General features: G+C 46.7%; 26 protein-coding genes. 10 read left to right on the top strand and 16 right to left on the bottom strand.

Annotation, left to right across the window (positions count from 1 at the left end; genetic code table 11):
• Positions 1–7 precede the first annotated feature (7 nt).
• The 4 genes from F941_RS01780 to F941_RS01765 all read left to right on the top strand — a co-directional run bounded on the left by F941_RS01780 (position 8) and on the right by F941_RS01765 (position 3416).
• A complete protein-coding gene (locus F941_RS01780) occupies positions 8–1306 on the top strand; it encodes a hypothetical protein (protein ID WP_005007133.1) in 1299 nt (432 codons plus the stop codon).
• A 68-nt stretch (positions 1307–1374) separates the two neighbouring features.
• A complete protein-coding gene (locus F941_RS01775; RefSeq protein ID WP_018572731.1) occupies positions 1375–1764 on the top strand; it encodes a hypothetical protein in 390 nt (129 codons plus the stop codon).
• 290 nt (positions 1765–2054) lie between these two features.
• Positions 2055–2588: a hypothetical protein gene (locus F941_RS01770; protein WP_005007131.1), complete on the top strand. Its 534-nt coding sequence runs from the start codon at positions 2055–2057 to the stop codon at positions 2586–2588.
• 261 nt (positions 2589–2849) lie between these two features.
• Entirely contained in the window at positions 2850–3416 is a 567-nt protein-coding gene (locus tag F941_RS01765) for a hypothetical protein (RefSeq protein WP_005007130.1), read from the top strand.
• Positions 3417–3661: 245 nt separating this feature from the next.
• Here F941_RS01765 and F941_RS01760 read toward each other — a convergent pair whose 3' ends face one another.
• From F941_RS01760 to F941_RS01750, 3 genes are all read right to left on the bottom strand, one after another.
• Positions 3662–4615 carry a 2-hydroxyacid dehydrogenase gene (locus F941_RS01760; RefSeq protein ID WP_005007128.1) on the bottom strand — a complete coding sequence of 318 codons (954 nt, stop codon included), beginning with the start codon at positions 4613–4615 and terminating at the stop codon, positions 3662–3664.
• 159 nt (positions 4616–4774) lie between these two features.
• A complete protein-coding gene (locus F941_RS01755) occupies positions 4775–4966 on the bottom strand; it encodes a hypothetical protein (protein WP_228128328.1) in 192 nt (63 codons plus the stop codon).
• Between the two features lie 120 nt (positions 4967–5086).
• The gene (locus F941_RS01750) at positions 5087–6358 is read right to left on the bottom strand and encodes a hypothetical protein (protein WP_026253379.1); all 1272 of its coding nucleotides are present in this window, start codon (positions 6356–6358) and stop codon (positions 5087–5089) included.
• Positions 6359–6477: 119 nt separating this feature from the next.
• On the opposite strand from F941_RS01750, the gene F941_RS01745 reads away from it, so the two are divergent.
• Both F941_RS01745 and F941_RS01740 read left to right on the top strand, forming a co-directional pair.
• Entirely contained in the window at positions 6478–7260 is a 783-nt protein-coding gene (locus F941_RS01745) for a class I SAM-dependent methyltransferase (RefSeq protein WP_018572729.1), read from the top strand.
• A gap of 7 nt (positions 7261–7267) precedes the next feature.
• The gene (locus F941_RS01740) at positions 7268–7849 is read left to right on the top strand and encodes a hypothetical protein (RefSeq protein ID WP_005007117.1); all 582 of its coding nucleotides are present in this window, start codon (positions 7268–7270) and stop codon (positions 7847–7849) included.
• 53 nt (positions 7850–7902) lie between these two features.
• Here the strand turns inward: F941_RS01740 and F941_RS01735 are convergent, their stop codons facing one another.
• From F941_RS01735 to F941_RS01725, 3 genes are all read right to left on the bottom strand, one after another.
• Positions 7903–8316: a GFA family protein gene (locus F941_RS01735; protein WP_005007115.1), complete on the bottom strand. Its 414-nt coding sequence runs from the start codon at positions 8314–8316 to the stop codon at positions 7903–7905.
• A 79-nt stretch (positions 8317–8395) separates the two neighbouring features.
• On the bottom strand, positions 8396–9595 hold the full coding sequence (locus F941_RS01730; protein WP_005007114.1) for a TIGR03862 family flavoprotein: 1200 nt from the start codon (positions 9593–9595) through the stop codon (positions 8396–8398).
• A gap of 5 nt (positions 9596–9600) precedes the next feature.
• On the bottom strand, positions 9601–10245 hold the full coding sequence (locus tag F941_RS01725) for a class I SAM-dependent methyltransferase (protein WP_171065490.1): 645 nt from the start codon (positions 10243–10245) through the stop codon (positions 9601–9603).
• Positions 10246–10329: 84 nt separating this feature from the next.
• Between F941_RS01725 and F941_RS01720 the strand changes: the two genes are divergently transcribed.
• Positions 10330–10503, top strand: a complete 174-nt coding sequence (locus tag F941_RS01720) for a DNA gyrase inhibitor YacG (RefSeq protein WP_005007109.1) — start codon at positions 10330–10332, stop codon at positions 10501–10503.
• A 365-nt stretch (positions 10504–10868) separates the two neighbouring features.
• Here F941_RS01720 and F941_RS01710 read toward each other — a convergent pair whose 3' ends face one another.
• From F941_RS01710 to F941_RS01690, 5 genes are all read right to left on the bottom strand, one after another.
• Positions 10869–11513 (bottom strand): MBL fold metallo-hydrolase, encoded by a 645-nt coding sequence (locus F941_RS01710; protein WP_005007106.1) that lies wholly within the window; start codon positions 11511–11513, stop codon positions 10869–10871.
• 18 nt (positions 11514–11531) lie between these two features.
• Positions 11532–12545, bottom strand: coding sequence for a ferrochelatase (gene hemH / locus F941_RS01705; RefSeq protein ID WP_005007105.1), 1014 nt, complete (start codon positions 12543–12545; stop codon positions 11532–11534).
• A gap of 64 nt (positions 12546–12609) precedes the next feature.
• Positions 12610–13638, bottom strand: a complete 1029-nt coding sequence (locus tag F941_RS01700) for a DUF4062 domain-containing protein (RefSeq protein WP_005007104.1) — start codon at positions 13636–13638, stop codon at positions 12610–12612.
• Between the two features lie 165 nt (positions 13639–13803).
• The gene (gene murI, locus F941_RS01695) at positions 13804–14673 is read right to left on the bottom strand and encodes a glutamate racemase (protein WP_005007103.1); all 870 of its coding nucleotides are present in this window, start codon (positions 14671–14673) and stop codon (positions 13804–13806) included.
• Positions 14674–14721: 48 nt separating this feature from the next.
• Positions 14722–15333: a DUF1285 domain-containing protein gene (locus tag F941_RS01690; protein ID WP_005007099.1), complete on the bottom strand. Its 612-nt coding sequence runs from the start codon at positions 15331–15333 to the stop codon at positions 14722–14724.
• 191 nt (positions 15334–15524) lie between these two features.
• Here F941_RS01690 and F941_RS01685 point away from each other — a divergent pair, with 191 nt between their 5' ends.
• Positions 15525–17237 carry an electron transfer flavoprotein-ubiquinone oxidoreductase gene (locus F941_RS01685; RefSeq protein ID WP_005007098.1) on the top strand — a complete coding sequence of 571 codons (1713 nt, stop codon included), beginning with the start codon at positions 15525–15527 and terminating at the stop codon, positions 17235–17237.
• 102 nt (positions 17238–17339) lie between these two features.
• Here F941_RS01685 and tusA read toward each other — a convergent pair whose 3' ends face one another.
• Positions 17340–17597 carry a sulfurtransferase TusA gene (tusA, locus tag F941_RS01680; protein ID WP_005007096.1) on the bottom strand — a complete coding sequence of 86 codons (258 nt, stop codon included), beginning with the start codon at positions 17595–17597 and terminating at the stop codon, positions 17340–17342.
• 276 nt (positions 17598–17873) lie between these two features.
• On the opposite strand from tusA, the gene F941_RS01675 reads away from it, so the two are divergent.
• Positions 17874–18713 carry an HlyC/CorC family transporter gene (locus F941_RS01675; RefSeq protein ID WP_005007094.1) on the top strand — a complete coding sequence of 280 codons (840 nt, stop codon included), beginning with the start codon at positions 17874–17876 and terminating at the stop codon, positions 18711–18713.
• Positions 18710–20269 (top strand): apolipoprotein N-acyltransferase, encoded by a 1560-nt coding sequence (gene lnt, locus F941_RS01670; RefSeq protein WP_005007091.1) that lies wholly within the window; start codon positions 18710–18712, stop codon positions 20267–20269. The genes F941_RS01675 and lnt overlap by 4 nt, the downstream gene beginning before the upstream one ends.
• An 83-nt stretch (positions 20270–20352) precedes the next feature.
• On the opposite strand, the gene F941_RS01665 is transcribed toward lnt, so the two are convergent.
• The 4 genes from F941_RS01665 to gspF form a co-directional block, all read right to left on the bottom strand.
• Positions 20353–20691, bottom strand: a complete 339-nt coding sequence (locus tag F941_RS01665) for a tRNA-binding protein (protein WP_005007089.1) — start codon at positions 20689–20691, stop codon at positions 20353–20355.
• A 248-nt stretch (positions 20692–20939) separates the two neighbouring features.
• Positions 20940–21275, bottom strand: coding sequence for a hypothetical protein (locus F941_RS01655; RefSeq protein WP_005007086.1), 336 nt, complete (start codon positions 21273–21275; stop codon positions 20940–20942).
• Between the two features lie 282 nt (positions 21276–21557).
• Positions 21558–22061, bottom strand: coding sequence for a type II secretion system major pseudopilin GspG (gene gspG, locus F941_RS01645; RefSeq protein WP_005007084.1), 504 nt, complete (start codon positions 22059–22061; stop codon positions 21558–21560).
• An 82-nt stretch (positions 22062–22143) separates the two neighbouring features.
• Entirely contained in the window at positions 22144–23349 is a 1206-nt protein-coding gene (gene gspF / locus F941_RS01640) for a type II secretion system inner membrane protein GspF (RefSeq protein WP_005007082.1), read from the bottom strand.
• Between the last annotated feature and the right edge of the window lie 80 nt (positions 23350–23429).

Raw genomic sequence — 23429 nt, 5'->3', positions numbered from 1 at the left:
ATAAATTATGAAAATAGAAAAGAGAAAGCTAACTTACACAATTAATGGCATTAAATTTATCGATTTAGATTGTCTAGAATATGCAGTTCAAAAAAAACTTTTTAATGCGTCATCTTATCAATATTTATTAAAATTACGCAAAAAGAAAGGAGATAAAGATAACTTAATCTCTTTTACATTTTTTCGAGAGATTTTAAGAAAACTTCCAAAGAAGCAGCCATGTTGGTGTTTATCTAATTTAAATTTCATAGATTGTCATTTTCATAAAGAAAAAATGCCACAAAAGACAGAAAATGAGATTAATATAATATTCAAAAAGAATTTTTCTTATAAATCATGCCTTCACCAGGGTGTTTCTAACTGTGAAGGCTCAATTATAAAGGCTCATTCAATCTCAAAAAAAGGTTCACTACAATATATTAGTGATAATCAGCATGTTTATGGGATGAAATTTGAAATTAATGGATTTAATTTCAAAAAGATAGGAATTAGAAATGCTTCAACATTTACTGGCTTTTGTAAACGGCATGATGAAATTCTATTTTCATCTTTTGAAAAAAATAATTTTGAAAAAACGTCTAAGCAGTTATTTGATCTTTGCTATCGAGCAATTTGCATTGAATATAATGCTATGCAATCGGTTAGCAACTTATTAACATTGATTAAAAAAAGCACTGACAACTCAAAGGATATTTCGTCCCAAATAACCTCTCAAATAGAAATTAATAGCCAAATAGCTTTTTATAACCTTGGCTTAAAATATAGCAATTACTATAAACGTAAAATGGAGGAATCATATAAAAAAAATAATTATGACAACTTAATACAGCATTATATTTTTGAACTACATGATAGATACCCACGTTTCCAAAGTAGCAGTTGTTTCAACTTAGATTTTGACTTAAACGGCGTAGAACTTCAAAATTTAAATAATGCTGAAAAACAATCTAAAAACTTTTACGTTAATTGCATCCATCTAAATGGAAAAGGATATTTTATCTTAAGTTGGTTTACAGAAAATAATGAATATGGAGAAAGCATCATTCAATCTATATTAAATGAACCTTTAAGAATTGAAGATAAACTTTTTTCATTAGTCTTTTTATATATACATAATACTTATGTATCACCATCTTGGTTTGAAAGCTTATCTGAAGAACAACGACTTAAAATTAATGAACTACAGAATTTTTGGAATGAAAAGAATAATTTCAATACCACCCTTATTCAAGACAACATGAATTCCCTTAAAGTTAAAAACCATTACTATCTAAAAACATACGAACTTAACAATATCAAAGACTAATAAACTATATGAAATTTTATATCAATTCCCTATACTCAAACCCACAACACTCAACAAGAAAGAATCGTATGAAACTGAAAACGCTCATTTTGACTGGTCTTGCGGGTATCGCGCTTAGTGCATGTACAACAGCGCCAAAAATCCAAACTTTAGACTTAGGCGTACTGCAAGAAGCAGAAAATCTAGATGTTTATCCAAACACTACCAACAACAAAGCAAAATTGACCAAATTTGCAGACAAATGCCTGATCGAATTTACTGGCAACTTGGCAGAAGGCAAAGTGGTCGAACAATGGTCATTTAAAGGCCTAACACTGATTAGCGGCGGTTCTGCAACATTTGCCAAAGACGGTACCAGTACAGCAAACAGCTTCGATTTGTATTCGCCAGACGTACAAAAGAACTTCCTTGCACTGCGCCACAACTTCCATAAAGACGCTTTAGCGCAATGTGACTAATCCAGCACTTTGCATCATCTGTTAAATGCATTTTTAACAGATGATGCGTTAAAGCCAGCAATCCATAAATACAAAACTGAAGTTACAAAGAACAAAATTATGTTCACAGACTTAACTTTCATCACATTTTCTTACCCGCTTCCTACATAAATCGGCTCAACGTATTTTCCGTGTAAGCCCTTGTGCAGCTTTAATCAAAAATCCGTTTTTTTCAAAGAAATACCTCTAAGATAATTTTCGATCCCATCCGCAAGGTGAATTTTTTTCACCAAACGAGGTATAAATTCAGAATGAATCTTTTTAAAACAACAGTAATAACTGCAGCGCTGTGTGCAGCCCCGCCTCTCGTTCTTGCAAACACAGCACAAGCTGATGCAAATGCCCAAGTCAATCTACAAGCAAATGCAGATACAAGCGTGCTGAGCAGCTTAGGCCAAAACGTTAAAAGTGCTGTGAATAAAACCGGCGATGCCGTTAAAGCAGCTGCCTATAACACGGAACAAGGCATCGAACACGGCGCAGCAAAAACCCAAGCATTTACACAAGATCAATGGCAAGGCACAAAAGCCGCTGCTGCCGATAAAGCTCGGACCGCCAGAGAAAAAACAGCTGAAATCAAGCAATCCAGTGCTGAAACTAGCGCGAAAGCAAAACAGCCTCTGCATGAAAAGCCTGAAAAAACCCAAAAATTCTTATCGAAAAAAACCAATCCAGACCAAACGCCCAACACGGGCTTGAAGGGCAATGTGCAGGCAGATCTCAATACACCAGCCGGCAAAGCGCATATTTCATCAGAAACGGATGCCGAGATTGGCATTAAATAACGCAGAATGATTCTGCGGTAAAAACGGTATTCTCCTCCAGAGATATCTAAAAGAAGGCCCATCTTGGTGGGTCTTTTTTATGCCGGACAGATCAATTCGGGATGCTTTATAGGACAGTACAGCTCATCCGATACCCTCATTTTTAAAGCTGTATGAATTTTGCAACCTATGCATGCAAGCTCAGTCCGCTTGCTTATAATGAGCAACAGAAATGGGCTCTACAGCCTCTAAGCTCAGCTAATCAATAGAGGTGCCTGCACCATGCAATATATTCAAACCGCTTTCATCAAAAATGCCATAAAAACTGTGTTCTGCACGGGTCTTGCTTTAGGGGCCGCTTCTACACTGCAGGCGCAAGAACCCGCACCAGCAGCTGCTCAGACACAGCAGCCGGCAGAAAAACCGGTGAAGCCTTATGGCGATAACCCGAATATTCTCCATGTCTGGGCCTATAAAGCGCAGGAAGGCGTATTGAATACCGCGGCTAAAGTGGGCAATGCGGCTGAACGCGGCATCGGTAAAATTAAGCCGTCGGTCGATCAGGCCTGGGACAATACCAAAGACATTGCTGGCAATACCGTGCAAAAGGTCGATGAAGGCGCACAGAAGGCTGCTCAAGGCGTAAATACTAAAATTCAGGAAACCAAAGCAGCGCTAGGCGGCAAGCCGAGCCAATCAGCACCGATCGAGCGGCGTTCATTGAGCGAGCCGTCTACATCGCCAAGCAGCTACCATACCGCTCCTGCTGCACCTAGCTTTAATCAAACTGCACCGAATACAGTACCGGGCAGTTCGGGCACTGCTACTTATCCTGTGACGGATTTATAAGACGTTTATAAAATGAAAGATGCAAACTAATGAGCATTGAAAGCCCGCCCTCTGATGGGCTTTTGTTTGAAATCGCAATCCTCTGCAGAAAACGGATGCAGAGGACTGCTATAAAACCCGATACAGAAAACTGAATCGTGCTGTTTTATTCAGCGTTTAGTTTTCCACACAAATAAATAAATTATCCACAGCAGGTGAAATTTCAGCCGCATCAAGGCCTTTTCAGTGCAGTATGCATGCGATGCTTAATTCACTTTACGAATCACCAAACCCGCTTTAAACGCTTCGGTATTTTCAATCAGCTGCTGCACAATGCGCTGACGCGCATCGACACTGCCCCATGCGCTGTGCGGCGTTACAATTAAGTTTGGAAGGCTGCTGTCCAGCAGCACATTGCCGTCTTTTGGCGGTTCAGCCGTCAGCACATCCGTAGCGGCTCCCGCAATCTGGCCTGAACGCAGCGCATCCGCCAGCGCCTGCTCATTCACCACCCCGCCGCGCGCGCAGTTGATTACAAATGCGCTTGGCTTCATTTGCGCAAAGGCAGCGCTATCCAGCAAATCACGGGTATCTTCCGTTAAAGGGCAGTGCAGGCTTAAAAAATCCACTTGCGGCAGCAGTTCTGCAAAAGGCACCCGCTCTGCAGCGGATGGGCGTTTCGGCAAAGATGCAATCATGATTTTCATGCCGAAAGCATGCGCCAGCTTCGCAACTTCCTTGCCCAGTTCCCCATAGCCCACCAGCCCTAAAGTTTTGCCTGAAAGTTCAATAATGGGAAAGTCCAGCAGGCAGAACTGGCTGGCTTTATTCCACTCGCCTTGCTGCACTGCGCGGTCATACTGGCGGAACGATGTGGCTAAGTTCAGCATCAGCATCAACGTGTGCTGCGCAACGGCGGATGTGCCATAGCCTTGGCAATTGCAGACAGTAATCCCCTGCTGTCTGGCCTGCTGCAAATCCACATTGTTGGTGCCGGTAGCGGAAATTAAAATCAGTTTCAGCTGCGGGCACTGCTGCAGGGTTTCAGCATTCAGCACCACCTTATTGCTGATAATAACCTCGGCCCGCTGCATACGCTCCAGCACTTGTTCAGGCAGAGTGCCGGGATACAACACCAGCTCATCAAATACAGCATGCAAACCGCTGAAATCCAAATCGTTTTTATCCAATGATTCAAAATCTAAATATACGGCTTTCATCTGTATGTCCTTCAGTCATTATGCATGCAGATTGCATGTGTTTAAGGCATTAAAGCTAAGTCCAGCAGGCATTTCAAGCCCATTTTGCAGCACATAAAAACGAAAAACCCGCAATGCTGCGGGTTTGCCATGCTGGCGGATCCATCCAGAAAATGATGTTCAGCGCTTGTCTAAATCGCTGCGCAATGAATTGCGGATTTGAATCACCACATACACTGCCAATGCGCTCACCACCATCAAGCCAAGACTGAAAACGGCGGTATGGGCGCTGAAACCCTGCGCAAAAGCACTGCCCGGAAACATGATGGTCAAGATCAAACACCCTACTGCCAGCATCTGATGAGATTGCATACTGATGACCCCGCTCATACTGATCTTCAAGTTTAAAATCCGTTGAATGCACGCAATAAAGCCGTGCTCTATTCAGATCTTAGCCTGAATGCGGAATAAAGCAACGGGCTATTTTTTAAACTAAGCTTTTTCCAGCTGCGGTACAAATTTACTGGAATCATCCAATACATCGGCAAAGTGCGCCGCCCCCAGTTCATCGGTGCTTAAATTCAGATTTTTGTAGCTCAGCACATAGTAACCGGCATACTTCTTCATCATCAGCGGATGCATGCCTAAAGACAGCTCATCCTGCAGCAGCACCAGCTTCATCATTTGGCGGTCATTCATGACAATCATATAAGGCTGATCATTCCAGCTGATCTGCACCAAGGCATTGCCTTTGGCATATATCGGAATCAGGAATTTATGATTCAGCTCAATCGCGCCCGCGGCATAGCTTTCAATTTTTTGGCTGATGACATTAAATACCAAGCCATGCCCATAGGCATCCTGCAGCAGGCTGCGTTTTTCCTGCGGCATGCTGACCTGTATGCCAAGTTTGGCTAAATCCTGCTGATCCACCTGCTTATTGCTGAACAGTTCACGCAGCAGGGCCTGCTTCTGTTTGGCATCAAAAAACTGATCATCCAGCGCCAGCGCATTGCTCTTTAAAATATGCCCCAGCGCCGCGCGATGGCGCGGCAGCAGATTTTCAATCACCTTGCGGTAATAGAATTTGCTGTTCTTTTTGACCTCGCGCATCTTTTTGTAGAAATAGCTGGCGTCAAAAGGGTGGCGCAAAAAGTCATGCACCAGCGCGGAGCTGGCCAAAACGGCAATCGCGTCATGATCGGTATAGGGCAAATGCAGATAATGCGCATGCGGAATCAGCGGCTTCAAATGCTCAATATGCACGCGGTCAGCGGCATAATACGGGTCAAAAATCACGATATATTCACGCGCTGGCGAAACATCTTCCGCCCGCACAAACATGCGCCCATTCAGTTCGGGCTGATAGAACATGTTGTAGCGCGTATCTTCCACATCTTCGGGGTTAATCGAATACTGCGGCACCATCGCGACGACACGCTGCACATCCAGCAGATTGGAATATTTAATGGCGGCATAGCCGCCCATCGAACCGCCATAGGCAATCCGGGCTTTAAACGGCGCAATCACCGGCTGAATGCTGTCCATCATGGCTAAAATGGAGCTTTCGGGAAACCATGATTTTTGCTTCGGCATAATGCCGATCACATTAAAATCGAATTTGTGCAGTGATTTTTCAGCATTCACGCTCAGGCCTTTGGCCCGCGTAATTAAATCGCCAAAGGAAAAAATCAATTCTGCCGATGAACCTTTGAGGAAAATGACCCGGATCTGTTCATCTTCAAAAATAATCTGTTTATCCATCATCACACCGTTATCAAGTCCTTTTGCTTCATTCATCGAATATTCAACACACAGTCAAATTTGCAGTTCATAGGAATATGCTATTTTATAATGGAGTCAGGGATAAAAAATTGCAGAATATGACACAATCACTACATCCTGCCGCAGAAAAAGGCTTTGGCGCAGCGGCGGCGCTGTATCAGCAAGTGCGCCCCGGTTATCCGGCCGAAATCAGCATCTGGCTGAAATCGCATCTCAAGCTCAGCGGCCAAGATGCATTATTGGATCTGGGATCGGGCACCGGCAAATTCCTGCCTTATTTAAAATCCATCAGCTCCAAGATTACCGCGGTCGACCCGGTTGCCGCCATGCTGCAGCAGCTGCGCCAAGCGCATCCTGATATCAGTACTGTACAGGCTTTCAGCAGTGAAATTCCAGTGCCGGATCACTCCATCCGCGCGGTCTTTTGCGCGCAATCCTTTCATTGGTTTGCCGAACAAGCCACACTGGCTGAAATTGAGCGCATTTTACAGCCGGACGGCGATCTGGTGCTGATTTGGAATCAGCGCGATATTAACACGGATTGGGTGAAAGCCTTAGCTGAGATTCTGCTGCCGCTGGAAGGCGGCACGCCGCGCTACCACAGCGGCCTGTGGCAAAAAGCCTTTGAACAGCAGCCATGGTTTAAGCTGGATCAGGAAACCGCCTTCCGCCAGCTGCACTGCGGCACGGTTGAACAGGTCGTTTCTAAACGCCTCTTGTCCACCAGTTTTATCGCGGCCATGCCTGAAGCGCAGCAGCAGGCGCTGAAACTGCAATTTGAACAAACTGTATTTGAATTGACCGGCAAACAGGCGCAAGATGACATTGAGTTTCCCTATACCACCCATGTGTATGTCTTTAAAAAAACTGCAGGAAAATAGGTGCCTTATGCCACATGCATTTAAAGTTTTAGGTCTGCCGCTGCTGATCAGCGCCGCGCTGCTGGCCGCAGGCTGTGACCGCAGCAAAGAGGCGGAAAAGCCGTCCGCAGATCTGTCACAAGATGATCAGATTATGCGTGAACTGGCTTCAGAACCGGTTAAGCCTTTTGCCAAGACCGCCAATGATGTGCAGGACATTCAGGCCCTGACTGATTTTGATGCGCGCTTTACCGCAGTCAGCGATGAAATGGAAGATGAGCTGATGCGCATGAAGGAAGACGGTTCTTTAACGCCAGAATTCGCCTTAAGCCGCAAGCAGGACAATATCAACTCTGCGCTGACCATGCTCAAAGCCTTGGATTTAAAGACGGAGCAAGGCCGCTATATTCAGGGCCTGATGTATCAGTACTGGGACAATCAGGGCAAACTGCTGCGGCAGGCGCCTGCGGATCAAAACGGCAAGGCCGCCGGCAATCAGCAGCCCAGTGAAAATGTGAAAGGCTTAGGCCAGTTTATCCACGCGCAGGAACAGCTGGAACATTGGCAGCAGCAATATCCCGCCATTCCATCACCGGCAGAAAAGCAGTAAGCCCCTCAAAATAAAAAGGGTTCATAGGAACCCTTTTTAACAGCCGCCGCTTTTTAAGCTGAAGGCCGTTCTGCATACTGCGGCAAATGATCGCAGATGTCATCCCATTCCGCTTTGGACGCTGCAAAAATGTGCATGGCAGGCTTCTGCGCCAAGGGCGTATCTAAAGTGCCAATGCGCAAGCGGTAGAAATCTGGGGTCTCCGCTTTAATGCTGATGATCGGCGAACCGCAGGCGCCGCAAAAGCAGCGCTGCGTGGTTTCAGTCGACTGAAATTTTTTGAACAGGTGTTCGCCTTGAATAAGCTTGAAATCGGCTTTGCGGATTGGCGCATTCACGGCATAAGCGGCGCCATTGGCTTTGCGGCAGCGCTGACAGTGGCACTGCACAATTTCGCCAATGTCACCGTGAATTTCATATTGAATGCCGCCGCATAAGCAGCTGCCTGTATAGAAGTTCTCTTGCATCACTCACTGCTTCCCGTCAGATCTTTGCTGAACAAATTAACACAGTCCTGCGAGTTTCCATACCGCTGAACATGATGCTTTATTGCGCACTCAAAAATTGATGCGCGCCTTCACCGGCGGCCCGCCCAGTCGCAAAACATGCGGTCAGCAAATAGCCGCCGGTCGGCGCATCCCAGTCCAGCATTTCACCTGCGCAAAATACCGCGGGATGGGATTTCAGCTGCAGCTGTTCGGTCAGCATTTCGCGTTTAATGCCGCCGGCGCAGCTGATCGCTTCTTCAATCGGGCGGAAACCGCTCAGGGCGATCTTTAAAGATTTAATCTGCCCAGCTAAAGCCTCGGGCTGTGTCCATAATGCCTTATCCACCAGCTCACGCACCAGATTGGCTTTAGCGCTGTCTAAGCCAGCTTTGCGCCAGACATTGCTCAATGACTGTTTTTTGCTGGGCTGCAGTTTCGCTGCCAGCTGTTCAACACTTTGATCAGGCAGCAAATCCAGCTGCAAAACCATCGGTTTCCGCTGTTTGACTAAATGGCGCAGTCCGCGCCCTTGTTTGTAAATCAGTCCGCTTTCTAAGCCATAATGTGAAATAACAATATCGCCTGTTGATTTCGCACTCTCCCCCGCCCACGCGTCTACGCGCTTTAACGGCTGACCGAATACGGGCTGCATAAATTTAGACCAAGCAATTTCTACCCCAGCATTGCTGGCTTGAAAGGGTTCAATTTCTTCGGTCTTCAGCCATGCCTGCCATGCGCCGTCACTGCCCAGCTGAGGCCACGACACTGCGCCGCAGGCCAAGACGACAGCGTCAAATGCTTCGGTATGCACCGCTTCCTGCAGCAAGTCTTTGAACTGCACGGCCTGCGGCTGTACCTGCAAGACTTGATGGCGGTAATGAAATTTTACGCCCCCTTCCGCCAAGCGTTTCAGCCAAGCGCGCAAAAGCGGCGCGGCTTTCATTTCAATCGGAAAAATGCGGCCGGATGAACCAATATAGGAATCAATGCCTAGGCCCTTCATCCAGTTTTGAATCCAGGCGGCATCCCACTGTTTAACCCACGGCGCCAGCCAATCCGCCTGATCGTAGCGCTGAATAAACTGCGCTGCAGGCTCTGCATGCGAAATATTCAACCCGGTTTTGCCCGCCATTAAAAATTTGCGGGCAGCCGTCGGCTTTTGCTCATAGACATGCACCTCATAGCCATACTGGCTCAGCACCTCCGCCGCCATCAGCCCTGCCGGGCCTGCGCCAATAATCGCGATGCGTTTGCTCATGCTGCTTATTCCGCCGCCGCTGCAGTTTGCCCCTGCAAAGGCTGAAAATCATCAAAACGTGTTGTACAGCCTTCCGGCTTGGTGATAATCAGCTGCTGGCACAATTCACCGCGCTCTAAATACTTAATTTCAAAATGCGTTCGCGCTGAATCTGCGGGAATGACTTCTTTAACAAAAGGCAATTTCCAGACTTCAATCAGCTGCTGATGCGCTTCTTCAATATAATCCGGAATATTGCTGGCGAGCGTGATCTGACCGCCCGTTTTTAAACGCGACAGTAAAAATTCAAAAAACGGCATATTCAGCCAGCGCTGCGCAGGGTTATGCGGTTCAGGATTCGGGTACAGAATAAAAAACTGTTCCACTTGCGCTGGAAATAACGCATGCACAACCCATGGCAAAGCATCGGCATGGATGGGCTGTAAATTCTGTTGACCTTCTAAGCCATGTTGTTTTTGCATCGATAGAAATTTTTCGCGGGTGCGCTCCACTGCGATCAGCTGTTTTTCTGGATTTTGGCCGCTGAACAGCAAAGCGTGCTTGCCTTTGCCTGCGCCGATTTCGACACAAACCGGCTGATTGGCAATCGCTTGAAAATCACGGGGAGCATGCATGCGCTGCGCTTGAAATTGACGAATCGGCATAATCAGATCAAACTAATGAAAACGGCATAAGTCTAACAATTGTGACTGTATTTGCCTAATCGAATCCTCTATTTTTGCTGGAGTCTTGCCATGCCGACCCTTCTAAACTGCCCGCGATGCGCTGAGCTGACCACCTGGGAAGACAATGAATACCGCCCTTTTTGTTCTGAACGCTGCAAAATGATTGATTTAGGCGCATGGGCCAATGAAGACTATAAATTGCCAACACAAGATGCCCCTCAAGCGGAAGGCTCAGAAGAATAATTCAATTTTAGGCCGCTTTAGGGCTTGTTTTTTAAAAAATTAAGAATAATGTCATCTCTGCAGCGTATAAAAGCTACGCTGTAGAGATAAATAATAAAAATTGACCACAAATTAATAAAAACTGACCACAAAAGTGCTTCAGGGGAGTCTCAAGCATGAAAATAAAACTGCTTTACGCCATATTAGGCATATTCACTTTATTCAGTATCAGCTGTTTGATATTGGGGTTTTACAACGCTGACCTTATTTTTATTGCTGCCGGCGTGCTCTTAAGCTCTGCTTCAGGCTTACTTTTTTTGGAAATGAAAAAGATATTATCCAACCCCTTTGAAAAAGGCTGAAGCGCCTGCTCCAGCCTGTGTCTTTTAACCCGCTTTGCCTGCAACAAAAGGATTATGCTGTTTTTCAAAGCCAATGGTGCTGATGGGGCCATGGCCTGAAATAAACTGCGTTTCATCCGGCAGGCTGAAGCATTCACGCTGAATCGAGTCCAGCAGCTGCTGATGATTGCCGCGCGGGAAATCGGTACGGCCAATTGAACCTTTGAACAGCACATCTCCTGTCCAAAGCAGGCCATAATTTGGATTATAGAACATTACATGGCCTGGCGTATGGCCCGGTGCAAAACGCACCTCAAACTCTTCCTCCCCCAGCTTGAGCATTTCACCGCCCTCCAGCCATGTCGTCACCTCGACTTTTTCGGGAATCGGAAAACCATAGCGCGCAGAGACCTCCTGAATCATATCCAGCCAAAACGCATCTTCTTTATGCGGGCCGATGACGGGCACATTCCAGACTTTTTTCAAGGCGCCTACGGCGCCCGCATGATCCAAATGGCCATGCGTCAGCCACAGCGCCTTCACCTTTAGGCCCAGCGCTTCCACTTCCGCCTGCAGCTTTTCCGGCTCACCGCCGGCATCAATCAAAACCGCTTCTTTGCTTTCAGAATCCCAGACAATGGAACAGTTTTGCTGGAATGCCGTGACCGGCACAATTTTGACTTGCAGCATTTGGCTAAACCTCAAATATCAGTGGGCTAATGTGTGCTTTAAGGCGTCAAGATTAGCTTGAAGCAAAGCATTGAGCAATTGCAAATGATCTGCGCGGGCATTTAAAGCTGGAATATAGCTGTAGCTGCCGCCGCCAGCTTCTGCAAACAGCGCGGCATTTTCAACTGCCAGCTCTTCCAGCGTTTCCAAGCAGTCTGCCGAAAATGCAGGGCTCATCACCTGTACAGAGTTGACGCCTTGGCTCGCCCACTCATGCAGCAAAGCATCGGTATAAGGCTTGACCCATTCCTGCTTGCCAAAACGCGACTGGAAGCTGATAGCCCATTGATCTGCCCTCAAACCCAAGGCCTCTGCCAACAGCTGTGCTGTAACACGGCAGCGGTCAGCATAAGGGTCGCCTTTGTCAGCATACGGCTGAGGAATGCCATGAAATGACATCAGCAATTTTTCCGGCTGGCCGTGCATGGCCTGATATTCACGCACGCTCTGCGCCAGTGACTGAATAAATAGCGGATGCTGATAGTAATCCCGAATAATCGACAGGCCGGGCAAGCTGCGCTGCTGCGGAATCCACTTTGCCAAGGCATCATACAGCGGTGCGGTAGATGTCGCGGAATACTGCGGAAACAAAGGCAATAAAATCAAATGATCCTGCTGCTGTTTTGACAGCTGCTGCAGCAATGCATCAATACCGGGATTGCCATAAGTCATGGCAGGAACAATATTCAATTCAAATTCAGGATACAGCGGAATTAAATGCGCTTTTACCGCCTGCACTTGCTGCAGTAAAATTTCACGCATCGGCGAATCAAGATTCCATACTGTTTTATAGGCATGCGCTACACGCTTAGGACGGAATGGCAAAATAAACAGCCGCAATATCAGCTGCCAAACCGGTTTCGGAATTTCGATCACACGCTGATCGGATAAAAACTGCTTCAAAAATTGGCGCACTGCAGGAACTGCTGGCGAATCCGGGGTACCCAGATTTGCCAAAATAATTGTGATTTTCGCTTTCGCTGCAGCAGACATCAAACCATTCCAATCTAAATGAACACGACTACTCTATCAGCTTTCTAAAAACTTCATAAATGGATTAATACTGAGTTTTAAATTGAAAAACCCGATCATTATCCAATAAATTGCTTTCCATCAGCTTTTGCGCTTTTGGCGTCACCTGCCATAGCATGCGCTGGCGGTCATCGCGTCCAGACTGAATAATCCATTCGTTTTGACGCATCTGCATTTTAATACTGTGCAATGCGCGGATATTGACTTGCGCGCGGGCGACTGCATGCGCGCGCGGCATGTCCATGCGGGCATCCTGCAGGCCTGTTTCATTTAGATATTCATTCATCCGCTTGGAAAAAAACTCTTCCGGCGTCGGATGAACAAACGTTGAGCCCAATACAGACAGCAGCTGCGCCCAAGTCATTTTTTTCTGAATTTTCAGCTCTTTGAAGTTGCCGTCCTGATAAGCATGCATGCGGTATTCAAACGAAAAAAACTCATGCATCGACACTTTAGGCAAACTCAGGAAAGGATCGACTTCCCGCTTGCCTGACTCGGTTTCCAGCTGCTCCAGCTTGTTTTTCAGCTGGTCAATTTCGTCCTGCAGGACTTGCGTATTCTGCGGACGCACCCACCCCAGCACGGGGTAGCGCTCCAGCATTTGCGGCAGATTAAAACGCACCGCCATTTCTAAATCACGCAAGCTTCGATAGGTAAACACTTGATCTACCTCATTTTGAAGCAGCTTACGGAACTCTTGGAACTTATCGCGCAATTCAGGCTTATCATCATGCAAGACAGCTTCCCGGGCTGCAGGCTCATCATGCATAAACACAATAATCGGTTTTTGCTTGGTCACTGCATAAATATATTCTAAATGCATATAGCCCACGCCGGAAACAGACTGTTCACCGTAGGAACTGCCCAACAGCACCACAACATAATCGCAATCATCAATTTGACGCCGCGCAAATGCAGTGCTTAGCGGTGTACGCTGCTCTAACCCCCAGGAAAAGAACCCCATTCCCACCAATGTTTGAGCTAAAACCATCCGTTCTGGCTGCATTTCAGCGCCAGAAGTTGAAATAAAAACCTGATAACGCTTATCGAGCATTGGTTATCCTCATTCCAATTGCATACCGCAGTGCGAAGCAGTTAATATCCCGCATGCTCTGGCTGCTAATATGACTACCCCAATATAAACACTTAATTTCTAAATGCTTAATCTATAAATAATTATTACTAAAACAATAAAAAGCTGCATTAATTTATTCAGCCTTTAATTGCTAATATTCTCCACCGTCCAAGTCAAATCTTCTGAAATCAGGCGGCTTAAAATTGGCTTTAAATTTTCCGCATTTCGCCCACTGACGTAGCACTCGATGCGGACAGCATCTTTTCGATCTTGCTCAAATAATAACTCATTTTTTATTAAAATGCGGGCTGTTTGACGCGCAACGGCAAATCCAGAGTCAATTAATGTCAGTTTCTGACCAAAAATATGCTGAATGGCGGGTTTTAAGAAAGGATAATGGGTACAGCCTAAAACTAAAAAGTCAGCACCTTGATCAACAGCAGGCTGCAAAATCTCCTGCAGCGTCTGCAGGCAAGCCGCGCTCATTTGCGCGCCGGCTTCCACAAATGGCACCAAATCCAAATTGGTCACAGACATGACCTGCACTTGGGCAGGTTTGGCAAAACGCTCCACAATTTCTTTAATCAGCTGGCCTCTGAAGGTTGCCGGAGTGGCCAGCACGGCGACCGTTTTGGTTTTGCTTTGCAGCACGGCAGGCTTTAAGGCGGGCACTAAGCCGATAATCGGAAAATTTTCGCCATAGTGCGCGCGCAGATAATCCAAACTGAACGCGGATGCGGTATTGCAAGCCACGACTGCAACTTTGCATCCTTTTCTGTACAGCCACTCAATAGCGTGCGCAGTGAGTTCCCGGATTTCCTGATCATCTCTGGGGCCATACGGCACATGCGCAGTATCGGCATAATAGACAATGTGCTCATTCGGCAAATGCCGCGCAATTTCCTGAGCCACCGACAAGCCGCCAATGCCCGAATCAAAAATCCCAATTGGCGCATCAGCGGCAGCTTTCGGCATTGGATCATTCAGCGGATAAATAGGATGAATAGCGGTCATAGCTTCAAATTCAGAAGTTGCGGTTTAGGATGATGAAAAGCTTAAACCTCAGGCGCCTAATTGCAAGTGAAAATCGCCGCTTTTCAGGCTTAATATGGTTTCGCCTTGCGCATTTTCAAGCATCTCGCCCATTTCAATTAAATGAAAAAAAGCTGCCCGCTGAATGATCGCATTCAGCCCAAAGCGCACCGCAACATAAGGGCGCATTTCTCCAGCAAATTCACGCATGAAAATCGGATGCTGCGCATCGACAATAATTTCATCCTGCGTGCTTGAGATCAGCTGAATATAGGTTTTGCCCTGCAATTCAATTTGATTGGCCTGGTTAACAAATAAAGGTTCGTCTTCTACCCGTATTTCAATCTGCTCGGCAGGCGTTTTTAAATAGAATTTTCCATCTTCTTTCCACAGCACCGCAGAGAACAGGTCAATCAGCGCCTTCCGCTTGATCAATTGACCTTCGTGCCACCATTCTCCATTGGCCTTAACCTCTAAATCCATGGCGCCGCAGTGCTTTGGGTGCCATTGATCCAAAGGCGGAATTGACTTTTTGTGACCGGACTGTCCATCTTTTAAGTATTGTGCAATACCCATTAAATTTTTATTATCGCCAAGAGCTGCTGTTTTCGTCGGATTTGGTGTTTTTTCTTGATTATTCATAGCAGAAGACCCTAATGACGGCAAAATATAATGATTCAGCCAATTGGCTAGACCAATGTTTAAAACTATACTAGCCCACAATATAAATGACACGATAATTTATTTGTGTCTGGAAACAAAGAACACTCATGGCAGCGCCGTTTTTAGAGTCAAAAGCGGTAGCCACCTTTAAACCAGATGAGGAGTCCTACATGGAACACATCGAACGTGAATCGATGGAGTTTGACGTAGTCATCGTTGGCGCAGGCCCTGCTGGCCTTTCTGCTGCGATTAAAATCCGTCAACTTGCAATTGAAAATAACCTGAACGATCTGTCCGTTTGTGTCGTGGAAAAGGGCTCCGAAGTCGGTGCACACATCCTCTCTGGCGCTGTGCTTGAACCGCGCGCAATCAATGAATTGTTCCCGAACTGGAAAGAAGAAGGCGCGCCTTTGAATGTTCCAGTGACTGAAGACAAAACCTATTTCTTGCTGTCTGATGAAAAATCACAGGAAATGCCGCATTGGATGGTGCCGAAAACCATGCACAATGATGGCAACTATGTCATTTCTCTCGGCAACGTCGTGCGCTGGTTAGGCGCAAAAGCGGAAGAGCTTGAAGTATCGATCTTCCCGGGTTTTGCAGCGTCTGAAATCCTTTACCATGAAGATGGTTCTGTCAAAGGCATTCAAACCGGCGACATGGGCATTGGCAAAGACGGCGAACCGACGCACAACTTTACTCCAGGCTATGAGCTGCATGCAAAATACACTATTTTCGCTGAAGGCTGCCGCGGCCACTTGGGCAAGCGCCTCATTGCGAAGTTTGATTTAGACAAAGACGCAGATCCGCAGCATTACGGCATCGGCATTAAAGAGCTTTGGGAAATTGACCCAGCTAAACATAAAGCCGGCACAGTGATGCACGGTGCTGGCTGGCCATTGACTGAAACCGGTTCTTCAGGCGGCTGGTGGCTGTACCATGCGGAAAACAACCAAGTGACTTTGGGTATGATTGTCGATCTGTCATACACCAACCCGCACATGTATCCATTCATGGAAATGCAGCGCTGGAAAACCCACCCGCTGATTAAGCAGTATCTTGAAGGCGGCAAACGCATTTCTTATGGCGCGCGTGCAGTCGTAAAAGGCGGCTTCAACTCTCTGCCGAAGTTTACTTTCCCAGGCGGTTCTTTGATTGGTGATGATGCAGGTTTCCTGAACTTTGCAAAAATCAAAGGCTCTCATACGGCGATGAAGTCCGGCATGCTGTGCGGTGAAGCGGTATTTGAAGCAATTGCAGCCGGTGTAGAAAAAGGCGGCGATCTTGCCATTGCCCGCGTCACTGAAGGTGAAGATTTCTTCGCGAAAGAATTGACGGCTTATACAGAGAAGTTCAATAGCAGCTGGCTGAAAGAAGAGCTTTATAACGCGCGCAACTTTGGCCCAGCCATGCATAAGTTTGGTACGTTTGCAGGCGGCGCGTTCAACTTTATTGATCAAAACGTCTTTAAAGTGCCATTCACGCTGCATGACTTGCAGCCTGACTTCAGCGCGCTGAAAACAGTGGATGCCAACAATGTGAAGCCGAACTATCCAAAACCGGATGGCAAGCTGACCTTTGACCGCTTGTCTTCAGTATTCGTGTCAAACACTGTGCATGAAGAAAATCAGCCTGCCCACTTGAAGTTGACTGATGCCTCTATTCCTGTGAATGTAAACTTGCCAAAATGGGATGAGCCTGCTCAGCGCTACTGCCCTGCCGGTGTTTACGAAATCATGGAAAATGATGATGGTTCGAAGCGTTTCCAAATCAATGCAGCCAACTGTGTGCACTGTAAGACCTGTGATATTAAAGACCCTTCTCAAAACATCACTTGGGTAACACCTGAGGGCGGCGGCGGTCCGAACTACCCGAACATGTAATCTATTTTAGATTAAAAATTAAACCCGCATTATGCGGGTTTAATTTATTAAAAATAAATTTAAAATGATAAGAATCAAAATATTTCACGACTTCAAAAAGCGTTAGCCCTTTTGAACTAAATAATGAAATTCCTTATTGCCGTTTTCATCCAAACGCTCTTCCTGCAGCAGCAATTCATGTCCTAAATGCATGCAGAATTTGGGGATATCCCAAGAAGTAGAATTATCCGTCGCAAATACTTCCACCACATCTCCAGACTTTGACTTGCGGATTGCCTGATGCAGCATCATGACGGGCTCTGGACAGCGCAGGCCACGGGTATTTAACTGAATGCTCGGGATAATTGCAGGTTCAGACATCGCACAGCTCAAAAAAAGAAAACCCGGCTAGTTTAGCATAGCCTGCGCCAAATTCAGTATGCCGGGGCTTATCCCCTGGGCATCCGAGTCATCCGCACAGACAGGGCATAAAGCGCTCAATGAGCCTATTCTTATGCGCTGCAGGCAGGCATCCGCCGCTTGCACGATTTTGATCTGAACATTCAGATTTCCCTTTGGAATAGGCATAGACAACTGTATTTTCTGCGGTATGATAAAATCACATTTTTTAGATATTAAGCGTCTTCAGGAAAGATCATGAACGATGAATCAGGCCCGTCGTGGGGCATGCGCGGCTTACGTAAATGGCTAGGCACTGCGCCGGAAACCCGCGATGAACTGTTAAAATTAGTACAAGATTCACGTCGTTTTTTAGAACCCGATACTGTTGCCATGCTTGAAGGCGTGCTTGACCTTCCTGCAACAAAAATCCGAGAGGTCATGACCCCGCGCACAGCCATGATCAGCCTTCAGGAAGATGATGAACTGCTGGATATTCTGCATGTGCTGATTGAATCGGCGCATTCACGCTTTCCGGTATTTTCATCAGATCAGCCCGATAATGTCGTAGGCATTTTGCTGGCCAAAGACCTGCTGCCGTTCTTAACGGACCGCAGTTCTAAAGTCGATGTCCGCGCGCTGATGCGCCAGCCGCTGTTTGTTCCCGAAAGCGCCCGCTCAGATCAAGTCTTGCGCATGTTGAAAAATACGCAAACGCATATTGCCGTGGTGATCGATGAGTACGGCACAACTTCAGGCTTAGTCACCCTTGAAGACATTTTAGAAGAAATTGTCGGTGAAATTGAAGATGAGCACGACAACATTGATGAAGAAGCTGAATTCATCATCCCTGACGCCGATCCGAAAACAGCCAATACCTGGCTGGTTCAAGCGCTTACACCAATTGAACATTTCAACAATGTTTTAGATGCAGATTTTTCTGACGATGAAGTAGAAACTGTCGGCGGTCTTTTGCTTCAGGAAATTGGTCTAGTGAGCGATTTACAAGGTCAGGTCATTGAACTTGAAAATTGGGAATTTACCATTCTGGAGGCAGATGCGCGCACTATCCATCTGATTCGAGCTGTCCGTAAATGAGAACCTATTTTGACAAACTGTTAAATCCTGCAGAACAACAAAAACAGCTCCCGTTAATTTACCCTTTGCTGATTGCGCTGTTTTCCGGCGCAGTCTTCAGCTTTGCGCTGGCGCCCTATTATTACTGGTGGCTGGCGATTCTGTCCCCTGCACTGCTGTATGCCTGCCTGCGTAAGCGTACAGCCAAGCAAGCGTTCGCCATTGGCTGGTCGTATGGCATTGGCTTATGGTTTGTCGGCGCATTCTGGCTGTATACCTCCATTCATGTCTACGGCGACACCAATTCCTTTTTAAGCGTCCTGATGATTGCCATCATGGCCTTAGTGATGGGGCTGTTCACTGCGGTGCAGACATGGCTATACCGGCGCTTTTTCCCAGAAACCCCCTTGACCTTTGCACCGCTGTGGGTGCTGTTTGAATGGTCTAAAACCTGGGTCTTTACCGGCTTCCCGTGGCTGTTTGCCGGTTATGCGTTTACGGAACGCTATCTCGACAGCTATGCGCCATTGTTTGGGGTATTTGGCGTATCTTTCGCAGTGATTATTCTCGCCTGCGCGCTGGTTGAGATTCTGAATAGAAAAGTGTTTTGGATTGTGCCCGCTGCTGTTTTACTCCTCGGCGCATGGGGAGCATCCCAGCTCACCTTTGTCGAGCAGAAAGCCGAAAAGCCATTATCGGTTTCACTGATACAGGGCAATATTCCGCAGGACTTAAAATGGCTGACCGAATATCAAACCAAAACCTTAATGATTTATGCCCAGCTGAGCCGGACTGAATGGGGCCGCGATCTCATCGTTTGGCCTGAATCTTCCATTCCGCTGTTCCAAACCGATATTGAGCCGTTTTTAGACGCCATGAATGCGCAGGCAAAAAAAACCGGAACGGCATGGGTTACGGGCATTCCTTACTGGGATCTGCCTGAGTCGAAGCGCGAAGGCCAGCCGATGTACTACAACAGCATCATGGCAACCGGTGATGAATCTGAAGGCCTATATAAGAAGCAGCGCTTAGTGCCGTTCGGTGAATATATTCCGCTGTCCGGCCTGCTCAGCTGGGTGCTGCCTGCCCTGCAGAATGACCCATCCATGAGCGGATTTTCCCGCGGCGCCAGTGATCAAAAGCCCTTGTCTGTGAAGCATCATGATTTAGGCGCGGCCATCTGCTACGAAGTGGCTTACCCGAACCTGACCCGGCGCAATGCGCAGCAGAGTGATTTTCTGGTGACCGTATCCAACGACGCTTGGTTTACCGGCACAGCAGGCCCATTGCAGCATCTGCAAATGGTGCAAATGCGCGCGAAGGAAAACGGCCGCTGGTTTATCCGCGCCACCAATACCGGTGTGACCGCGTTTATTGACCATCATGGACATATTGTGAAACAGGCGCCGATGGATAAAGAAGCCGTGCTGCGCGGCGATCTGCCGGCAATGCAAGGTGAAACCCTGTATATGCGCCTCAGCGATTGGCCAATTTTGGCTTTCTCACTTTTGCTGCTGATTATGGGCTGGATTTACCGTCCGCGCAAAGTCGATGTATCGTTTAAATCACGCCGATAATTGCCTGCCAGCCTGAAAATAAAATTGAATCAGAAAAATTAAAAACCGAGCCTCAGCTCGGTTTTTTTCTACAGATTTAGGCTTTAAAGCAGTTTTGTGCCCAATGGCACGTCAGCATCCGGCACACACAGCACAACATGCCCATCTGCATTATGAAAACCCGTGACCAGGCATTCGGACTGAATTGGACCAATCTGCTTTTTCGGGAAATTCACCACTGCAGCGACCAGCTTGCCCACCAGCTGCTCAGGCTGATACAGCTGCGTAATTTGCGCACTGGATTTTTTGATGCCCAGCTCTGCGCCAAAATCCACATGCAAAATATAGGCTGGCTTGCGCGCCTGCTCAAAGACCTCTGCCTGAATAATTCTTCCGGTACGGATCTCCACTTTCAAAAAATCATTCCATTCAATCTGCCGCATTCTTTGCATTGCTCCTGCATGTTTTTATTCATCCACAGTATAAGCAAGCCTTGGCGCATTGCCCTGTGCTGAAACAGACAAGGCATCCCGCAATCTGGACAATTTCGACAGGATTAAAAGCAGACCATTCAAAAAATGGAGCCCGTCAATTTTCCATAAAAAAACCAGAGTCATCGCTCTGGTTTTTTTAGAATGCTTCAAAATTTCAAACGCGTCCTTTAACGCCATATTAATGACGGCGCCTTGATTTAAAATTGCACGGCAATATATGAAATCATCGCAGCCAATGACAGCATTGGAACATAACGGTACATCTGCACAACCGCATGTTCAAACACGGATTGCTGATCTTGCTTTAATTTTGCAACAGTGGCCTGCAGTGCGGACCAGAAACTCAAAACCAGCAGGCTGCTCATCATGCTGATCGCAAAGAAGCCAACCATAATCTGGCTGCTGCCTTCAGTATTTTGCCACAAATGCAAAATGCCTTGACTGACAGGAAGAATGCTGAGAACTAAAAGAACAGATTTCAGCATCGCCCAATGAAATTGACTGATTTCATCTTCTAAGATTAATGCTTTCATTCTATCCTCCCTTGGCTGAAAAAGTGCCATTAGAGATATTATGCAAGGTTTTATTTAAATTAAAAGCTTATATTTCTCCATATTTTACGATTATTGTAATCAATAATTTTGGGAATAATTCTTATTATAAATATCAAATAGAATTATTATATAATATTATTATTTTACAGTAGCTTATATTATTTAATTCAATTAACATTAATTATCACTTCACTCAACATTGAAATAGCCTATTAAGTGAAGTGCTTTATTCCATAAAACTGAATAAATAATGATTCTCAATTAATTTTTATAAAAAAGATCCGCATCATTGTCCTCTCCGCCAGACTGCCCATCTGCGCCAAATGAATACAAGTCATACGGACGGCCTTCCACGCCTGGAATCACATATTGAATATCATTCTCCCAGCTGTCTTTCGGATAGCCGCCTTTCACATAGCCGCCCGGCAGCCAGTTTTTTGCCGATTCTGGCTTATTTACCAAGGCGCCTAAGCCGCCATCCTGCATAGATGGGTATTTGCCATTGTCCATTTTGTACTGATCTAAAGCGCCAGCCACGCTTTTTAAAGTAATTTCAGTGGTATCCACTTTAGCCTTTTCACCGCGCCCCATGACGTTCGGCACAATCAAAGCTGCCAAAACACCGAGGATCACAATCACCACCATCACCTCAATCAGGGTAAAGCCTGAAGCGCGGTTCACTAGAGCGCCGTTCTGACGTGCCGCAAGTCCGCAAGCTGCGCTTCTGCTGTGGATTTGATTCACAGCAAGTTCAGTCCTTTTCATTCCATGTCTCTCATTGATATATTGCATGTCGCAGAAATGCCGATTTGGCTTTCAATTATCTGAAATTTTACTCAAAATTTATTTAAATCATATTATTCATATTCACGATCGGCAGCATGACTGCAATCACAATCACCAAAACAATGCTGGCCATCAGCACCAGCATCAGCGGTTCCAGTAAAGCCAGCAAGGTTGAAATCAGCGTAGTGACTTCCCGGTCCTGCATGGCCGATGCGCGCTCCAGCATCCGGTCCAATTCCCCTGAAGCTTCGCCGCTTCGAATCATTTGTACCATCATTGGCGGGAAATAACCACTGCGCTCCAGCTGCGTCGCCAAGTTGCCGCCTTCGGTGACTTTTTCGGCGGCTAAATTGACGGAATCCCGGATCACCCAGTTATTGCTGACCGCTGCGCCAATTTTCAGCGCATCAACCAGCGGCACACCGGACTTGGTTAAAATGGACAGCGTGCTGGCAAAGCGCGCAGCATTAATGCCTTTAGACAGCTTGCTGAATAAGGGAAGCCGCAGCGTCAACCGGTCAAAAGCATAGTGCCCTGCAGCCGTCCGCAAGAACCGCGCCAGCAGGAAAAATCCCAGCGCCGCGCCTGCCAGCAGAAATGGCCATGCCGCGCGGATAAAATCACTGGCATTCATTAATGCAACCGTAATCCATGGCAGCGCGCCTTTATCCTGATCAAAGGTTTTGACAATATCCGGCACCACATACGTCATCAGCCCCATGACAATTGCGAAGGACATCAGCATCAGAATGACCGGGTAAATCATTGCGCCCTGCACTTTTTTCTGCATGGCAAAACGGTTTTCAGTGTAATCCGCCAGCTGATCCAAAATCAGATCCAGATGGCCTGAACGCTCACCGGCAGCAATCGTCGCAATATATAATTCGGGAAACCGCCCCGCTTGACTGAGCGCATTCGCTAAAGAGTGCCCTTCCAGCACTTTAGAGCGGACAGACATCAATAAGCTCTGCACATGGGCTTTTTCATTTTGCTTGCCCACTGCGCGGATCGCTTCTTCCAATGGAATCGAAGCAGCCACCAGCACAGACAGCTGGCGGGTCAAGAGCGCTAAATCATAAGACGTTATGCTTTTTTGAAACCAGCGGTTTTGCGCGCGCTTCTCTTTTTGCTCGACAGGGTCGACTGCTACCGGAATCAGCGCTTTATCGCGCAGCTGCTGGCGGATTTGGCGTGCTGAATCGCCTTCTAGCACACCCTTCTGCTGCTTCCCTGAAGCATCAATGGCGGTAAACTGATATGCTGGCATTGCAATGCTCTAATTTTCCAAAAATTTGGGCAGCGCAGTTGCGCCCAACCCTTAAAATCATTCATATTCTTAGATATAAA

This window comes from Acinetobacter bouvetii DSM 14964 = CIP 107468, from assembly GCF_000368865.1.
Lineage (GTDB): Bacteria > Pseudomonadota > Gammaproteobacteria > Pseudomonadales > Moraxellaceae > Acinetobacter > Acinetobacter bouvetii.
The sequence above is the reverse complement of the archived record's forward strand: the minus strand, read 5'-3'. Positions and strand labels throughout refer to the sequence as shown.

Coding starts and splice junctions, on each gene's coding strand:
- F941_RS01780 (WP_005007133.1), top strand. CDS start 8: ATGAAAATAGAAAAGAGAAAGCTAACTTACACAATTAATGGCATTAAA.
- F941_RS01775 (WP_018572731.1), top strand. CDS start 1,375: ATGAAACTGAAAACGCTCATTTTGACTGGTCTTGCGGGTATCGCGCTT.
- F941_RS01770 (WP_005007131.1), top strand. CDS start 2,055: ATGAATCTTTTTAAAACAACAGTAATAACTGCAGCGCTGTGTGCAGCC.
- F941_RS01765 (WP_005007130.1), top strand. CDS start 2,850: ATGCAATATATTCAAACCGCTTTCATCAAAAATGCCATAAAAACTGTG.
- F941_RS01760 (WP_005007128.1), bottom strand. CDS start 4,615: ATGAAAGCCGTATATTTAGATTTTGAATCATTGGATAAAAACGATTTG.
- F941_RS01755 (WP_228128328.1), bottom strand. CDS start 4,966: ATGCAATCTCATCAGATGCTGGCAGTAGGGTGTTTGATCTTGACCATC.
- F941_RS01750 (WP_026253379.1), bottom strand. CDS start 6,358: ATGGATAAACAGATTATTTTTGAAGATGAACAGATCCGGGTCATTTTC.
- F941_RS01745 (WP_018572729.1), top strand. CDS start 6,478: ATGACACAATCACTACATCCTGCCGCAGAAAAAGGCTTTGGCGCAGCG.
- F941_RS01740 (WP_005007117.1), top strand. CDS start 7,268: ATGCCACATGCATTTAAAGTTTTAGGTCTGCCGCTGCTGATCAGCGCC.
- F941_RS01735 (WP_005007115.1), bottom strand. CDS start 8,316: ATGCAAGAGAACTTCTATACAGGCAGCTGCTTATGCGGCGGCATTCAA.
- F941_RS01730 (WP_005007114.1), bottom strand. CDS start 9,595: ATGAGCAAACGCATCGCGATTATTGGCGCAGGCCCGGCAGGGCTGATG.
- F941_RS01720 (WP_005007109.1), top strand. CDS start 10,330: ATGCCGACCCTTCTAAACTGCCCGCGATGCGCTGAGCTGACCACCTGG.
- F941_RS01710 (WP_005007106.1), bottom strand. CDS start 11,513: ATGCTGCAAGTCAAAATTGTGCCGGTCACGGCATTCCAGCAAAACTGT.
- hemH (WP_005007105.1), bottom strand. CDS start 12,545: ATGTCTGCTGCAGCGAAAGCGAAAATCACAATTATTTTGGCAAATCTG.
- F941_RS01700 (WP_005007104.1), bottom strand. CDS start 13,638: ATGCTCGATAAGCGTTATCAGGTTTTTATTTCAACTTCTGGCGCTGAA.
- murI (WP_005007103.1), bottom strand. CDS start 14,673: ATGACCGCTATTCATCCTATTTATCCGCTGAATGATCCAATGCCGAAA.
- F941_RS01690 (WP_005007099.1), bottom strand. CDS start 15,333: ATGAATAATCAAGAAAAAACACCAAATCCGACGAAAACAGCAGCTCTT.
- F941_RS01685 (WP_005007098.1), top strand. CDS start 15,525: ATGGAACACATCGAACGTGAATCGATGGAGTTTGACGTAGTCATCGTT.
- tusA (WP_005007096.1), bottom strand. CDS start 17,597: ATGTCTGAACCTGCAATTATCCCGAGCATTCAGTTAAATACCCGTGGC.
- F941_RS01675 (WP_005007094.1), top strand. CDS start 17,874: ATGAACGATGAATCAGGCCCGTCGTGGGGCATGCGCGGCTTACGTAAA.
- lnt (WP_005007091.1), top strand. CDS start 18,710: ATGAGAACCTATTTTGACAAACTGTTAAATCCTGCAGAACAACAAAAA.
- F941_RS01665 (WP_005007089.1), bottom strand. CDS start 20,691: ATGCGGCAGATTGAATGGAATGATTTTTTGAAAGTGGAGATCCGTACC.
- F941_RS01655 (WP_005007086.1), bottom strand. CDS start 21,275: ATGAAAGCATTAATCTTAGAAGATGAAATCAGTCAATTTCATTGGGCG.
- gspG (WP_005007084.1), bottom strand. CDS start 22,061: ATGAAAAGGACTGAACTTGCTGTGAATCAAATCCACAGCAGAAGCGCA.
- gspF (WP_005007082.1), bottom strand. CDS start 23,349: ATGCCAGCATATCAGTTTACCGCCATTGATGCTTCAGGGAAGCAGCAG.